General features: G+C 58.1%; 13 protein-coding genes. 5 read left to right on the top strand and 8 right to left on the bottom strand.

Annotation, left to right across the window (positions count from 1 at the left end; translation table 11 throughout):
* The first annotated feature begins 88 nt into the window (after positions 1-88).
* From ACLH1I_RS15325 to folA, 4 genes are all read left to right on the top strand, one after another.
* Positions 89-322 (top strand): YgdI/YgdR family lipoprotein, encoded by a 234-nt coding sequence (locus ACLH1I_RS15325; protein ID WP_198079800.1) that lies wholly within the window; start codon positions 89-91, stop codon positions 320-322.
* A gap of 131 nt (positions 323-453) precedes the next feature.
* A complete protein-coding gene (gene kefF / locus ACLH1I_RS15320) occupies positions 454-987 on the top strand; it encodes a glutathione-regulated potassium-efflux system oxidoreductase KefF (protein ID WP_004204269.1) in 534 nt (177 codons plus the stop codon).
* A complete protein-coding gene (kefC, locus tag ACLH1I_RS15315) occupies positions 980-2,845 on the top strand; it encodes a glutathione-regulated potassium-efflux system protein KefC (RefSeq protein WP_004204270.1) in 1,866 nt (621 codons plus the stop codon). Before kefF ends, kefC begins: the two co-directional genes overlap by 8 nt.
* A gap of 173 nt (positions 2,846-3,018) precedes the next feature.
* Complete coding sequence (gene folA, locus ACLH1I_RS15310) at positions 3,019-3,498, top strand: type 3 dihydrofolate reductase (RefSeq protein WP_004204271.1); 480 nt, start codon at positions 3,019-3,021, stop codon at positions 3,496-3,498.
* Positions 3,499-3,943: 445 nt separating this feature from the next.
* Here folA and apaH read toward each other — a convergent pair whose 3' ends face one another.
* From apaH to lptD, 6 genes are read right to left on the bottom strand one after another with little or no spacing between them, the layout of a single operon-like run.
* Positions 3,944-4,792 (bottom strand): bis(5'-nucleosyl)-tetraphosphatase (symmetrical) ApaH, encoded by an 849-nt coding sequence (gene apaH / locus ACLH1I_RS15305; RefSeq protein WP_004204272.1) that lies wholly within the window; start codon positions 4,790-4,792, stop codon positions 3,944-3,946.
* Between the two features lie 4 nt (positions 4,793-4,796).
* Positions 4,797-5,174: a Co2+/Mg2+ efflux protein ApaG gene (gene apaG / locus ACLH1I_RS15300; RefSeq protein ID WP_004204274.1), complete on the bottom strand. Its 378-nt coding sequence runs from the start codon at positions 5,172-5,174 to the stop codon at positions 4,797-4,799.
* Positions 5,175-5,176: 2 nt separating this feature from the next.
* Positions 5,177-5,998, bottom strand: coding sequence for a 16S rRNA (adenine(1518)-N(6)/adenine(1519)-N(6))-dimethyltransferase RsmA (gene rsmA / locus ACLH1I_RS15295; RefSeq protein ID WP_004204275.1), 822 nt, complete (start codon positions 5,996-5,998; stop codon positions 5,177-5,179).
* On the bottom strand, positions 5,995-6,984 hold the full coding sequence (gene pdxA, locus ACLH1I_RS15290; protein ID WP_101839073.1) for a 4-hydroxythreonine-4-phosphate dehydrogenase PdxA: 990 nt from the start codon (positions 6,982-6,984) through the stop codon (positions 5,995-5,997). Before pdxA ends, rsmA begins: the two co-directional genes overlap by 4 nt.
* A 5-nt stretch (positions 6,985-6,989) precedes the next feature.
* Positions 6,990-8,276: a peptidylprolyl isomerase SurA gene (gene surA / locus ACLH1I_RS15285; protein WP_004204278.1), complete on the bottom strand. Its 1,287-nt coding sequence runs from the start codon at positions 8,274-8,276 to the stop codon at positions 6,990-6,992.
* Between the two features lie 54 nt (positions 8,277-8,330).
* Positions 8,331-10,679, bottom strand: coding sequence for an LPS assembly protein LptD (lptD, locus tag ACLH1I_RS15280; protein WP_004204279.1), 2,349 nt, complete (start codon positions 10,677-10,679; stop codon positions 8,331-8,333).
* A gap of 243 nt (positions 10,680-10,922) precedes the next feature.
* Here lptD and djlA point away from each other — a divergent pair, with 243 nt between their 5' ends.
* Positions 10,923-11,750 carry a co-chaperone DjlA gene (gene djlA / locus ACLH1I_RS15275; RefSeq protein ID WP_008807470.1) on the top strand — a complete coding sequence of 276 codons (828 nt, stop codon included), beginning with the start codon at positions 10,923-10,925 and terminating at the stop codon, positions 11,748-11,750.
* Positions 11,751-11,780: 30 nt separating this feature from the next.
* Here djlA and ACLH1I_RS15270 read toward each other — a convergent pair whose 3' ends face one another.
* Positions 11,781-12,479, bottom strand: coding sequence for a response regulator (locus ACLH1I_RS15270; protein WP_004204282.1), 699 nt, complete (start codon positions 12,477-12,479; stop codon positions 11,781-11,783).
* On the bottom strand, positions 12,469-14,094 hold the full coding sequence (locus ACLH1I_RS15265; RefSeq protein WP_017901206.1) for a sensor histidine kinase: 1,626 nt from the start codon (positions 14,092-14,094) through the stop codon (positions 12,469-12,471). Before ACLH1I_RS15265 ends, ACLH1I_RS15270 begins: the two co-directional genes overlap by 11 nt.
* Positions 14,095-14,246 lie beyond the last annotated feature (152 nt).

Here is a 14,246-nt window from a genome sequence, read left to right as displayed (position 1 = left end):
AGAGTTCTGCTTTTAACCCCCTGTCGGGTCAGGCTAACTATAGTTAGCACCATAACGATACCTATTGATGAAAAGACAGGAGGATACAATGCGGAACATTATTCTGGTGGCATCCGCACTGGCAGCGACGGCAATCATGTTCGTGGCCGGCTGCTCATCGAATCAGTCGATCAAAACCACCGACGGCAAGACCATTGTCACCAGCGGTAAACCGCAGGTGGATGATGATACCGGTCTGGTCTCTTACAAAAATGCCGAAACCGGACGCGTGGAGCAGATTAACCGCGATCAGGTGAAATCTATGGATGAGCTGGATAATTAAGGCCTGACGTTTGCCATTCAGGCGCGCGTTGTGTCCACCACCGCGACATAAATCACAGTTATCATTGTAAGCGGTTCATTTAACTGTCTACACTCTTGCTGATTACGACAAGAGCTAACGCAGGCCAATCAATGATTCTGATAATTTATGCGCATCCTTATCCGCAGCATTCGCATGCGAATAAGCGAATGCTTGAACAAGCAGGGACGCTTGAAGGCGTAGAGATACGCTCCCTCTATCAACTCTATCCCGACTTTAATATCGATGTCGCCGCCGAGCAGGCGGCGCTCGCCCGTGCCGATCTGGTTATCTGGCAGCACCCGATGCAGTGGTATAGCGTGCCGCCGCTGCTGAAGCTGTGGATGGACAAAGTGCTGTCGCACGGCTGGGCCTATGGCCATAACGGTATTGCGCTGCGCGGTAAATCGCTGATGTGGGCGGTGACCACCGGCGGCGGTGAAAGCCACTTTGATATCGGTTCGTTTCCCGGTTTCCCGGTGCTGGCGCAGCCGCTGCAGGCCACGGCGCTCTACTGCGGGATGAAATGGCTGCCGCCGTTCGCCATGCACTGCACCTTTATCTGCGATGACGAAACGCTGCAGGCGCAGGCCCGCCATTATCGTCAACGCTTAATCGACTGGCAGGAGGCACATCAAAATGGATAGCCATACGCTGATACAGGCGCTGATTTACCTGGGCGCCGCGGCGCTGATTGTGCCCATCGCCGTCCGCCTTGGGCTTGGGTCGGTGCTGGGCTATCTCATCGCCGGCTGTATTATTGGGCCGTGGGGGCTGCGGCTGGTGACCGACGCCGAGGCGATTCTGCACTTTGCCGAGATTGGCGTGGTGCTGATGCTGTTCGTCATTGGTCTGGAGCTGGATCCGCAGCGTCTGTGGAAGCTGCGCGCTTCGGTGTTTGGCGGCGGTGCGCTGCAGATGGTGGCCTGTGGGGTATTGATCGGCCTCTTCTGCATGCTGCTGGGGTTGCGCTGGCAGGTGGCCGAGCTGATCGGTATGACCCTGGCGCTCTCCTCAACCGCGATCGCCATGCAGGCGATGAATGAGCGCAATCTGACGGTATCGCAGATGGGGCGCAGCGCCTTCGCGGTGCTGCTGTTCCAGGATATCGCGGCGATCCCGCTGGTGGCGATGATCCCGCTGCTGGCGGCCAGCGGCGGCGCCACTTCGCTGATGGCTTTTGCCCTTTCCGCGCTGAAGGTGGCCGCGGCGCTGGCGCTGGTGGTGGTGCTGGGGCGCTATCTGACCCGTCCGCTGCTGCGTTTTGTTGCCCGTTCCGGTCTGCGCGAAGTATTCAGCGCCGTGGCCCTGTTCCTGGTCTTCGGCTTTGGGCTGTTGCTGGAGGAGGTGGGGCTGTCGATGGCGATGGGGGCGTTTCTCGCCGGGGTGTTGCTGGCCAGCTCCGAGTATCGCCATGCGCTGGAAAGCGATATTGAGCCGTTTAAAGGCCTGCTGCTGGGGCTGTTTTTTATCGGCGTCGGGATGTCGATTGATTTCGGCACCCTGGTCACCCATCCGCTGCGTATCGTGATTTTGCTGGTGGGTTTCCTGGCGATAAAAATGCTGATGCTGTGGCTTATCGCCAGACCGCTTGGCGTGCCTCGCGCTCAGCGCCGCTGGTTTGCGGTGCTGCTGGGGCAGGGGAGTGAATTCGCGTTTGTGGTCTTTGGCGCCGCGCGGATGGCGGAGGTGCTGGACGGCGAATGGGCAAAGGCGCTGACCCTGGCGGTGGCACTGTCGATGGCGGCAACCCCCATTCTGCTGGTGCTGTTGACCCGTCTGGAGAAATCGTCCAGCGGCCAGGCGCGGGATGCGGACGAGATTGATGAAGAGCAGCCGCGGGTGATTGTCGCCGGCTTTGGCCGCTTCGGGCAGATCGCCGGGCGACTACTGCTCTCCAGCGGGGTGAAGATGGTGATCCTCGATCACGACCCGGACCATGTCGATACTCTGCGCAAATTTGATATGAAGGTCTTCTACGGCGACGCCACCCGGGTCGATCTGCTGGAGTCGGCCGGCGCCGAAAAGGCGGAGGTACTGATCAATGCCATTGACGATCCGCACGTCAGCCTGGAGCTGGTGGCGAGGGTAAAAGAGCATTTTCCGCATCTGCAGATTATCTCCCGCGCCCGCGATGTCGATCACTATATCCAGCTGCGTCAGGCTGGCGTTGATGCCCCGGAGCGTGAAACCTTCGAGGCGGCACTGAAATCCGGCCGAATGACCCTGGAGGCGCTGGGGCTCGGCGCGTATGAAGCGCGCGAGCGGGCCGATCTGTTCCGTCGTTTCAACCTGCAGATGGTCGAAGAGATGGTGGCGATGGCGGAAAACGACGCGGCGTCGCGGGTGGCGGTCTTCAAGCGGACCAGCGATATGCTGACCGGCATCATCAACGAAGATCGTCATCATCTGTCGCTGGTGCAGCGGCACGGTTGGCAGGGGACGGAAGAGGGCAGGCACACCGGCGATATCGCCGATGAGCCGGAAAATAAGCCCTCCGCCTGACGCTAATCAGTAACATTCTGTTTTCGTTTGGATCCTGTTCTGGCGGCCCACGGTGTGAACGTGGGCTTGCCAGCAAATCAGAAAATTTTCTTATTCTTTACCCTCCGGCCAGTCGACGAAGTTGTACGCTTTCCGTATAGTGGCGACAATTTTTTGTACTCAGGAATGAATGAATGATCAGTCTGATTGCGGCGTTAGCGGTAGATCGCGTCATTGGTATGGAAAACGCCATGCCATGGAACCTGCCTGCCGATCTCGCCTGGTTCAAACGCAACACATTAAATAAGCCGGTAGTGATGGGGCGTCTGACCTGGGAATCCATTGGGCGCCCGTTGCCGGGGCGTAAAAATATCGTGATCAGCAGCAAGCCAGGCAGCGACGATCGCGTGCAGTGGGTCTCCTCCGTTGACGAAGCGATTGCCGCCTGCGGCGATGTGGAAGAGATCATGGTGATCGGCGGCGGTCGGGTGTATGAGCAGTTCCTGCCAAAGGCGCAGAAGCTCTATCTGACCCATATCGATGCGGAAGTGGAAGGCGATACCCATTTCCCGGATTACGATCCGGACCAGTGGGAATCGGTGTTCAGCGAGTTTCATGACGCCGACGCGCAGAATTCCCACAGCTACTGCTTTGAGATCCTCGAACGCCGTTAAGCGGGAAGGATAGCAATGAAAAAACCCCGGTCGCGTCTGGCGTGACCGGGGTTTTCTTTGGCGTGAATTCAGCGCGGATGACGCTGCCACTACTTTTCTGCGCCATGTTACCCGTCGCGGGATGCGTCTTTCCAGAGTGCTGCCCGGCTGACAAATGGCACGTAAACGTAGGTCGGGTAAGGCGTTAGCCGCCACCCGACACAAAAGCGGCTCCGCGTCCGCAGTTCTTGCCCGGCGGCGCTGCGCTTGCGCGGGCCTACGGGACTGCGTCATGTTTCCCGTCGCGGGAGGCGTTTTTCTGCAGCGCTGCCCGGCTGACAAATGGCACCTAAACGTAGGTCGGGTAAGGCGTTAGCCGCCACCCGACACAAAAGTGGCTTCGCGTCCGCTGTTCTTGCCCGGCGGCGCTGCGCTTGCGCGGGCCCGGGGGAGTGCGCCTGTTTCTTCAGGACGCGACGGCTTCGCCTTCGTCGAGGCTTTTCTGCCGGTTCGACGGCTGGGTAAAGTACTGCTTATCCTCCCAGCGCAGGCAGGTGAGTTCACCGCCCCAGCAGCAGCCGGTATCCAGCGCGTAAATGCCCTCCGGCGTACCGCGTCCCTCCAGCGACGCCCAGTGACCAAAGGCAATGCTGTAGGCACTGCTGACCGGACCAGGAATAGCAAACCACGGCTTCAGCGGCGCCGGGGCGTCCTCGGGCGCTTCTTTCGAGTACATATCCAGCTGGCCGTTCGGGAAGCAGTAGCGCATGCGGGTAAAAGCGTTAGAGATAAAGCGCAGGCGCGCCAGGCCGCTCAGCTCGTTGCTCCAGTGATTCGGCATGTCGCCGTACATGGCATCGAGGAAGAAAGGGTAGGAGTCGCTGGAGAGCACCGCTTCAACATCGCGCGCGCACTGCTGGGCGGTCTCCAGATCCCATTGGGGCGTGATGCCGGCGTGGGCCATCACCAGCTTTTTCTCTTCGTCCACCTGGAGCAGCGGCTGACGACGCAGCCAGTTAAGCAGCTCATCGGCATCCGGCGCTTCCAGCAGTGATTTCAGACGATCCTTCGGCTTGTTGCGGCTGATGCCGGCGAAGACCGCCAGCAAGTGTAAATCGTGATTGCCCAGCACCAGTCGCACGCTGTCGCCCAGAGATTTGACATAGCGCAGAACCTCCAGCGACCCCGGGCCACGGGCTACCAGATCGCCGGTCAGCCACAGCGTATCGCTCCGCGGGTCGAATTCAACCTGCGCTAATAATGCGATCAGTTCATCGTAGCAACCGTGAACGTCGCCAATAAGGTATGTTGACATTGTTTTAATGAATGAGCGTTGGAACTGCGAGACGGAAAACAGGGATCTCGATACGGAACGGCGCGCCGTCGATATCGATCATCTCATAATGACCCTGCATGGTTCCCAGCGGCGTTTCAATGACCGCGCCGCTGGTATATTGATATTCACCGCCGGCGGGAATATGCGGTTGCTCGCCGACCACCCCTTCACCCTGAACTTCAGTCTCACGACCGTGGCCGTTAGTGATGAGCCAGTAGCGGCCAAGCAGCTGAACCTGACTCCGCCCCAGATTGCGAATGGTGACGGTATAAGCGAAGACGTAGCGCTCTTCTTCCGGAGAAGATTGCGATTCGATATAGACGCTTTGCACCTGGACGCAAACACGAGGCGAATTGATCATGGTTAGCTCTCCTTCGATGGCAGATTGTCAGACAGCCAGTTGGCCATCTGGCAGTACTGCGCCACGGAAATATTTTCTGCACGCATGGCCGGGTCAATGCCCAGCTCGGTCAGCACTTCCACACTAAACAGGTTGCCGAGACTGTTGCGGATGGTCTTGCGGCGCTGGTTGAACGCTTCGGTGGTGATGCGGCTCAGTACCCGGATCTCTTTGACCGGATACGGCATCGTGCTGTGCGGCACCAGACGGACCACCGCGGAATCGACCTTAGGCGGCGGGGTGAACGCGCTCGGCGGCACTTCGAGTACCGGGATCACCTGGCAATAATATTGCGCCATCACGCTTAACCGACCATACGCCTTACTGTTCGGTCCGGCAACCAGACGATTCACCACTTCCTTCTGCAGCATAAAGTGCATATCGGCAATGGCATCAGTATAGCTGAACAGATGGAACATCAGCGGGGTCGAAATATTGTACGGCAGATTGCCGAAGACGCGCAGCGGCTGACCCATTTTCTCCGCCAGTTCGCCGAAGTTCATGGTCATCGCATCCTGCTGATAGATGGTCAGCTTCGGCCCGAGAAACGGATGCGTCTGCAGGCGTGCCGCCAGATCGCGGTCCAGCTCAATGACGGTCAACTGGTCAAGGCGTTCGCCGACCGGCTCGGTCAGCGCGGCGAGACCGGGGCCGATTTCAACCATCGCCTGGCCTTTCTGCGGATTAATCGCCGAGACGATGCTGTCGATCACAAACTGATCGTTGAGGAAGTTCTGCCCGAAGCGTTTACGGGCTAAATGGCCCTGATGGACTCGATTATTCATTGGGTATTAACAATCATTTTGATGGCGAGATTAAGCGCCGTGATAAAACTGCCGACGTCCGCTGTTCCCTGGCCCGCTAATTCCAGTGCGGTGCCGTGGTCGACGGAGGTACGAATAAAAGGTAAACCGAGCGTAATGTTCACGCCGCGGCCAAAGCCCTGGTATTTTAGCACGGGCAGGCCCTGATCGTGGTACATCGCGAGTACTGCATCGGCATGGTCAAGGTATTTGGGCTGGAAAAGGGTGTCAGCTGGCAGCGGACCGCTGAGGTTCATCCCCTTCCCGCGCATCTCTTCCAGCACCGGAATGATGGTATCTATCTCTTCCGTTCCCATATGACCGCCTTCGCCAGCATGCGGGTTAAGCCCGCAAACCAGCACGTGCGGCTGGGCAATACCAAATTTCGTGCGCAGGTCGTGATCGAGAATCGTGATGATCTCGCGCAGCAGGTCGGGCGTTATCGCCTCGCTGATGGCTTTCAACGGCAGATGGGTCGTCACCAGCGCCACCCGCAGCTCCTCGGTCGCCAGCATCATCACCACTTTGCTGGCCTGCGCGCGCTCTTCGAAGAACTCGGTATGACCGGTGAAGGCGATGCCGGCGTCGTTGATGTTGCCTTTGTGCACCGGGCCGGTCACTAACGCCGCGAATTCGCCGCTCAGGCAGCCGTCGCAGGCGCGCGCCAGCGTCTCGACCACGTAGGCGCCGTTCTGTACGTTCAGCACGCCGGGCTCCGCCGGGACGCTCAGCGGGACGTTAAGCAGCGTCAACGTACCGGCACGCTGCGGAACGGGCGGTTGCGCAGGATCGTATGGCAGGAGAGATAAAGGAAGACCGAGCCTTTGGGCTCGGTCAGTTAACAGGGCGCCGTCGGCGCAGATCACCAGCTCAACTGGCCAGTCGCGCTGGGCAAGCTGCACGACCAGGTCAGGGCCAATCCCGGCGGGTTCGCCGGGAGTGATAACAACTTTATGGGTATCAGGCATCGATATTAGTTGCTCAGAATTTTAACATACGCACTGGCGCGCTGTTCCTGCATCCAGGTTGCCGCTTCTTCAGAGAATTTGCGGTTCATCAGCATACGGTAAGCACGATCTTTCTGCGCGGCGTCGGTTCTGTCGACCTGACGGCTATCCAGCAGTTCGATCAGGTGCCAGCCGAAGGAGGAGTGTACCGGTCCGCTGGTCTGCCCTTTGTTCAGACGCATCAGCGCATCGCGGAACGCCGGGTCGAAGATATCCGGCGTGGCCCAGCCTAAATCACCGCCCTGGTTCGCCGAGCCCGGATCTTCAGAATACGCTTTCGCCGCTTTAGCGAAGGTGGTTTTCCCGCTCTTAATGTCGGCGGCAATTTGCTCCAGCTTCGCCTGAGCCTGCGCATCGTTCATGATTGGCGATGGCTTCAACAGAATATGACGGGCATGTACTTCAGTGACGGAGATGTTCTGGGTCCCGCCGCGCAGATCGTTCACTTTCAGAATGTGGAAGCCGACGCCGGAACGGATCGGACCGACGATATCCCCTTTCTTCGCGGTGCTTAACGCCTGAGCGAAAATGCCCGGCAGCTCCTGGATACGACCCCAGCCCATCTGGCCGCCCTTCAGCGCCTGCTGGTCGGCGGAGTAGGTGATCGCCAGTTTACCGAAGTTGGCGCCGTTGCGCGCTTGCTCAACGATAGCATTCGCTTGCTCCTGGGCCGCGGCGACTTGATCGGAGGTCGGGTTCTCCGGCAGCGGGATCAGGATGTGGCTCAGGTTGAGCTCGGTGCTGGCGTCGTTCTGGTCGCCGATCTGTTTGGCCAGCGCTTCCACTTCCTGCGGCAGCACGGTGATGCGACGACGCACCTCATTGTTACGCACTTCCGAAATCAGCATCTCTTTACGGATCTGGTTACGGTAGGTGTTGTAGTTGATGCCTTCATAGGCCAGACGGCTGCGCATCTGATCCATGGTCATGTTGTTTTGTTTAGCGATGTTGGCGATGGCCTGATCGAGCTGATCGTCAGAGACCTTCACGCCCATCTTCTGCCCCATCTGTAACACGATCTGGTCCATGATCAGTCTTTCGAGGATCTGATGGCGCAGGGTCGCGTCATCCGGCAGCTGTTGGCCAGCCTGACCAGCATTGAGCTTAACCGATTGCATCAAACCATCGACGTCGCTTTCCAGCACGACGCCATTATTGACGACGGCCGCTACTTTATCGACCACCTGGGGGGCAGCGAAACTGGTATTCGCGATCATGGCGATACCGAGAAGCAGCGTTTTCCAGTTCTTCATACTTTTTCCATTTCGATTAACCGCAAATGCGGATGATGTTGTAAACCAGCCGCATCACAGGGAGCTCTGGTACGGTAAAATGTTCGAACGCAGCATCTGCTGGGTGCCGAGGCCGTAGTTAGAGCTCAGACCGCGCAATTCGATATTGATTCCGAAGGTGTTGTCGTATTTGCTCTCGCCGCCGTTGTTGTTGCTATCCCAGCCGTTGACTTTGCGTTCGTAGCCAAGACGGATGGCGTAGCAGCAGGAGTTATACTGGACACCCAACATCTGGTTTGCTGCTTTCCGGGTATTGGTATCGTAGTAGTAGGCACCGACCACGGACCAGCGATCGACGATCGGCCAGCTGGCGGTCATCCCCACCTGCGAGATACCCTCTTTATATTGCGCCGCGGTGGAATATGACGGCAGTGTGGCCTGAATATATTCCGGGCTGGCGTAACGATAGTTAAGCTGGACTAAGCGGTTTTCATCGCGACGGTATTCAATGGTGCCGTTACCGGTTGCGACGTTATCCAGACGCGTATCGTACTGGATCCCGCCGCGCAGACCCCAGTTATCGGCAATGCGCCAGTAGGTGTCGCCGGCCCATACCAGTGAACCCGTGGTGTCGTTGTTCTCCCAGTTGATGTTGTCATCACCGGTGCGTGACTCGGTGAAATAGTAGATTTGACCAACGGAAATGTTAAAACGTTCCACCGCGGCGGCGTCATACACGCGCGAGGTGATACCGGTAGTGACCTGATTGGCCGACGCGATGCGGTCGAGACCGCTATAGGTACGGTCGCGGAACAGGCCGGAGTAGTCTGACTGCAACAGCGTGGAGTCGTAGCTGCCGATTTCACTCTGATCGCGGTACGGCACATACAGATACTGCATGCGCGGTTCCAGCGTTTGGGTGAATCCCTCCTGCAGGTCGCGCTCGAAGACCATTTTGCCATCGACTTTAAACTGCGGCATCACGCGGCTAACGGACTCTTTGTAGTCCGTGCCGTTGGCGGCGTTGTACTTATCGAGGTTGCTCTGCTGGTAGTGGGTCGCCAGCAGCTTGGCTTCGGTATTCAGACTGCCCCAGCCGTTCGACAGCGGCAGGTTGATCGTCGGTTCGAAGTGAACGCGGGTCGCTTCCGGCATGTTGTTATTCGAGTTAACAAAATGGGCGACCTGGCCGTACAGATGGGTATCGAACGGACCGACATCGTTCTGGTAGTAGTTAATGTCGAGCTGCGGCTCAGCCGAGTAGGAGTTGCTCGACTCCCGATCGAAGACCTGGAACTGCTTGGTTGAGACCGTGGCGTCAAAGTTCTGATTGACATACCCGGCGCTGAATTTCTGCGTCGCATAGCCGTCGGTACTGGAACCATACTTCGAGCTGAAATCGTTGAAGTAGTCAGGATCGCTGACCTTGGTGTAGTCAGCGTTCAGACGCCACACCTGATCGATAACCCCGGAGTGGTTCCAGTAGAACAGCCAGCGTCGGCTGTTGCTGTCGCTGGAGTGGTCATCTTCGTAGACTTTATCCGACGGCAGGTAGTCGAACTCCGTTAAGCCGCTGCCGAGCTGGGTCAGGTAGCGGAATTCGTTTTCCCACATCACGCCGCCGCGCTTGTTCATATAGTGCGGGGTGATGGTGGCATCGAAGTTTGGCGCGATGTTCCAGTAGTACGGCAGGGAGAATTCCACGCCGTTTTTGGTGCTGTATTTCGCGTTCGGGATCAGGAAGCCTGAACGACGCTTATCGCCCACCGGCAGCTGCAGGTAGGGGCTGTAGAAAATCGGCACGGAGCCAAGCTTGAAGCGGGCGTTCCAGATCTCGGCGACCTGCTCTTCGCGATCGTGGATAACTTCGCTGCCCACGACGCTCCAGGTGTCGGAGCCCGGCAGACAGGAGGTAAAGCTGCCGTTTTCCAGAATGGTATAGCGGTTTTCACCGCGCTGTTTCATCAGGTCAGCAGTGCCGCGTCCCTGGCGTCCGACCATCTGATAATCGCCCTGCCAGACGTTGGTATCTTTGGTATTCAGATTCGACCAGGCTTTTGGTCCTTTGAGGATCACCTGGTTATCGTCGTAATGCACGTTGCCCAGCGCGTCCACCGTGCGCACCGGCTGCGCCTGGCCCGCGGCCTGCTGCTGATGCAGCTGAACTTCGTCGGCGCGGAGGCGGCTATTCCCCTGGTTGATATCGACGTTGCCGGTAAAGACGGCGTTGTCCGGGTAATTGCCCTTCGCATGATCGGCGTTAATCGTCACCGGCAGATCGCCAGGCCGCCCTTCCACGAGCGGACGATCAAAGCTTGGCACGCCAAGCATACATTGCGTTGCGAGATCGGCAGCGAGGCCTTGTTGGCTATACAAGGCGCTGGCAATCATCGTAGCCAGGAGGCTGGGAATACGTTTTTTCATACGTTGTATTTATTGTTCCATCATCTTGTGGCAGCGGCTTGCAAACGGTCAGAGCCTAACTTACTCAACTTTATCACGCTAGTGTTAATCCTGCCCGTTTCGAGCCCGAGCGTTAGGCACCCTGTTGAATGACGAGTATGATAAAGCAAATTATAGGCTATGTCCCACAATTGACCGAGGCGCGAGTGCCGGGTAACGTGCGGTCATATTCGTGCTTAACGGCGACAAACAGTTGGGGAGTCTATGCAGTATTTGGGTAAAGTGATTGGCGTGGCAGTAGCTTTGCTGATGGGCGGTGGGTTCTGGGGCGTGGTGCTCGGCTTCCTGGTCGGCCATATGTTTGACCGGGCGCGCAGCCGCCGGTTGAATCTCTTCGCCAATCAGCAGGAGCGTCAGTCGCTCTTCTTTTCCACCACCTTTGAAGTGATGGGGCATCTGACCAAATCCAAGGGCCGCGTTACCGAGGCGGATATTCATGTCGCCAATGTGCTGATGGATCGCATGAATCTGCACGGCGCTTCGCGTACCGCGGCGCAGCAGGCGTTTCGCGACGGCAAAGCCGACAATTATCCGCTGCGCGAGAAGATGCGCCAGCTGCGCAGCGTCTGCTTTGGCCGCTTCGATCTGATTCGGATGTTTCTGGAAATTCAGCTGCAGGCGGCGTTCGCTGACGGCGAACTGCACCCTAACGAACGTGAAGTGCTGTTCGTCATCGCCGATGAGCTTGGCATCTCTCGCGCCCAGTTCGATCAATTCCTGCGAATGATGCAGGGCGGCGCCCAGTTTGGCGGCGGTTCGCAGCAGCAATCTTATGGTCAGCACGGCGGCAACGCCGGCTGGCAGCAGGCGCAGCGCGGGCCAACGCTGGAGGACGCCTGCAACGTGCTGGGGGTGAAACCGACTGACGACGCGGCGACGGTGAAGCGCGCCTATCGTAAGCTGATGAACGAGCACCATCCGGACAAGCTGGTGGCGAAAGGGCTGCCGCCGGAGATGATGGAGATGGCCAAACAGAAAGCCCAGGAGATCCAGAAGGCCTGGGAGCTGATCAAAGAACAGCGCGGCTTCTGAGTTTTTCAGCCCCTCGCCCGGCGAGGGGGGTTAGCGTTTGGCCTGTGCGCGGCGATACAGCCGCCGCGGATGGCCGATTTTTCCATACAGCATCTCCACCTCCAGAAACCCGGTCTCAACGCCGTGTTCAAGATAGCGGCGGGCGGTGGTTTTGCTGAGTCCGGCGGCGCTGACCACCTCATCAACGGAAAAGCAGTGTGCTTCCCGGCCGCTAAACAGACCCTGCACCAGCGCCAGGGTCTTCTCTTCAATCCCCTTGCTGCCACTATCTACGCGATAGTTCTTCGCCTGCAGTTGATAGAGGGAATCGACGTTCTGCTGATCGACGATTTTCCACTCCCGCTGCTGATCGTAGAACTGGATAAAACGCTCCAGCGACTGACTCAGCCGCTTCCATGATACCGGCTTAAGAATATAGTCGAAGGCGCCGTTGCGGATAGCCTGGCTGCAGGTTTCCATATCGCTGGCGGCGGTGATAAAGATCACCGAGCATTGGCTGGTCGCCAGCGCCGGATCGGTCATCAGCGTCACCCCTTTGCCGTCCGGCAAATAGTTATCCAGCAGTACCAGCTGCGGCGGGGTGGCGTGGAGCAACTGGCGGGCCTGGGCGAGGGAGGCCGCCATGCCCGCCAGCCGCAGACGCGGGTGTTTCTGCACAAGCTCGGCGTGCAGGCGCGCCAGCTCGCTCTCATCTTCAATGATTAGCACATCGACCAGGTCATGATGCATCGTGGGCCTCCGGGTGCGGACGGGCAGGTGCGTCGGCCGGGATAAACAGGGTGAAGATCGTTCCCCGCGGCGCGTTATCGGCGACTTCGATGGTGCCGCCCGCCTGAGTGACATAATGTTCAATAAGATACAGACCAATGCCGTGATCGCCACGGGTTTTGGTGGTGACGCCGCGTTCAAAAATGCGCTCGCGGATATCGGGGCGGATGCCGACGCCGCGGTCGGCCACTTCGATAATCAGCTCCCGGGCGTTGAGCTGGATCAGGACTTCCACCGGCTCATGCGGAAGCTCGGCGCGCTGCGTGGCTTCGATGGCGTTATCCAGCAGGTTGCCGATGATGGAGATCAGCTCGGATTCCATCAGCGACGGCAGGGGACGGTCGATGCGGCAGGCCGGGTCGAAGCTCAGCGCCACGCCTTTTTCGCGGGCGCGGGTGGCTTTGCCGAGCAGCAGACCGCACAGCGTCGGCGAGTGGAAGTGCGAGGAGATAAAGTCCAATAGCTCCTGAGCATGTTCCGACTGGGCCTGAATATAGCGGATCGCTTCGTCATAATGGCCCATATGCAGCAGGCCGGAGAGGGTAGTCATCCGGTTGAGCTGCTCGTGGCGCATGATGCGCAGATTGTCGACATAGCGCTTCACCTGGCTCAGCTGGGCGGTGAGGGCATTGATTTCATTGCGGTCACGGAATGTGATCACCCAGCCCTGCAGGGTATTCTCCAGCATAATGCGCACCCGACTGGCGAGCACGGTCAACTGGTTGAAGCGGCACAGCTCATCGTGGGTGTCGCGCTCAAGCATGTCGCCGCTGGCGAAAAAGGGCTGCGGGGAAATCACGCTGTCAATCGACTGACCGCGCAGCTGACTGGCGGGCTGGCTGAGTCCCAGCAGGCTGCGGGCGGCATGGTTTATCACCTCAATGCGCCGCTGGCGATCGATGACGATCACCCCCTCAAAGATCGACTCCATCATCGCTTTTTGCTGTCGCACCAGCAGGCCTATCTCCCGCGGCTCGAGCGAAAAAATCTGCTTTTTGATGCTGCGGGTAAAGTACCAGGAGAAGATAAACAGGGCGATGAGCAGCAGAACGGCGGCGATAAAAATATTGATCACTTTGGTCAGGGTAATGCTGTCGAGATAGCTGGTGAGGTAGCCGACGGAGACAATGCCGATCACCCGCCCCTCGTCATCGACGATCGGCGTTTTGCTGCGCAGCGAGACCCCAAGTCCGCCTTTGCGAATGGTGGTAATGGATTTTCCCTCCAGTACCGCCTGGTTGTCGCCGCCAACCAGCCGCGTGCCGACCCACTCCGGATGGACCGAATGAAACAGATGCACCCCCTGGCGGTCGCCGATGACGATAAAGCTGGCGTCGCTATGGGCGGCGATTTGCTGCATAAACGCCTGAATCGCCTGTGGGTCATGCCGGCTGACCTGCTGACGTAAATTTGGCATCAGGGCTATCTCTTCGGCCTGAATTTTGGCCCGGGCGCTCATTTCCTGATAAAGCTGGCGGCTGGCATCAAAGTAATAATAAATACCCAGTGCGATAAAGAGGACTGAGAAAAAAGCGACCAGCGAAATAAACAGCTTATATTGAAAAGATAATTTCATAGGTCCCGGACGATGTATTCACCATACCGGCACTCTATCATTTTTCTGTCACGTGACGTAAATGTTAAAGAAAAGTTGTGATCAGCGGCGCAGGCGCGGGCTGCCGCCAGCGGTTGCAGTGGATATAAGGCGTGATGGGAAATAAAAACCAT

Origin of the sequence: Klebsiella sp. 1SOBk10mer (assembly GCF_046602535.1) — a bacterium.
Lineage (GTDB): Bacteria > Pseudomonadota > Gammaproteobacteria > Enterobacterales > Enterobacteriaceae > Klebsiella > Klebsiella quasipneumoniae.
Note: the sequence above shows the minus strand (reverse complement) of the source record. Positions and strands in the feature narration are given on the sequence as shown.

What these genes read in the sequence shown, in the direction of transcription:
- pdxA (WP_101839073.1), bottom strand. Translation starts at nt 6,984, where the DNA reads ATGCCTGATACCCATAAAGTTGTTATCACTCCCGGCGAACCCGCCGGG.
- djlA (WP_008807470.1), top strand. Translation starts at nt 10,923, where the DNA reads ATGCAGTATTTGGGTAAAGTGATTGGCGTGGCAGTAGCTTTGCTGATG.
- ACLH1I_RS15265 (WP_017901206.1), bottom strand. Translation starts at nt 14,094, where the DNA reads ATGAAATTATCTTTTCAATATAAGCTGTTTATTTCGCTGGTCGCTTTT.
- surA (WP_004204278.1), bottom strand. Translation starts at nt 8,276, where the DNA reads ATGAAGAACTGGAAAACGCTGCTTCTCGGTATCGCCATGATCGCGAAT.
- apaH (WP_004204272.1), bottom strand. Translation starts at nt 4,792, where the DNA reads ATGTCAACATACCTTATTGGCGACGTTCACGGTTGCTACGATGAACTG.
- folA (WP_004204271.1), top strand. Translation starts at nt 3,019, where the DNA reads ATGATCAGTCTGATTGCGGCGTTAGCGGTAGATCGCGTCATTGGTATG.
- ACLH1I_RS15270 (WP_004204282.1), bottom strand. Translation starts at nt 12,479, where the DNA reads ATGCATCATGACCTGGTCGATGTGCTAATCATTGAAGATGAGAGCGAG.
- kefF (WP_004204269.1), top strand. Translation starts at nt 454, where the DNA reads ATGATTCTGATAATTTATGCGCATCCTTATCCGCAGCATTCGCATGCG.
- rsmA (WP_004204275.1), bottom strand. Translation starts at nt 5,998, where the DNA reads ATGAATAATCGAGTCCATCAGGGCCATTTAGCCCGTAAACGCTTCGGG.
- apaG (WP_004204274.1), bottom strand. Translation starts at nt 5,174, where the DNA reads ATGATCAATTCGCCTCGTGTTTGCGTCCAGGTGCAAAGCGTCTATATC.
- kefC (WP_004204270.1), top strand. Translation starts at nt 980, where the DNA reads ATGGATAGCCATACGCTGATACAGGCGCTGATTTACCTGGGCGCCGCG.
- lptD (WP_004204279.1), bottom strand. Translation starts at nt 10,679, where the DNA reads ATGAAAAAACGTATTCCCAGCCTCCTGGCTACGATGATTGCCAGCGCC.
- ACLH1I_RS15325 (WP_198079800.1), top strand. Translation starts at nt 89, where the DNA reads ATGCGGAACATTATTCTGGTGGCATCCGCACTGGCAGCGACGGCAATC.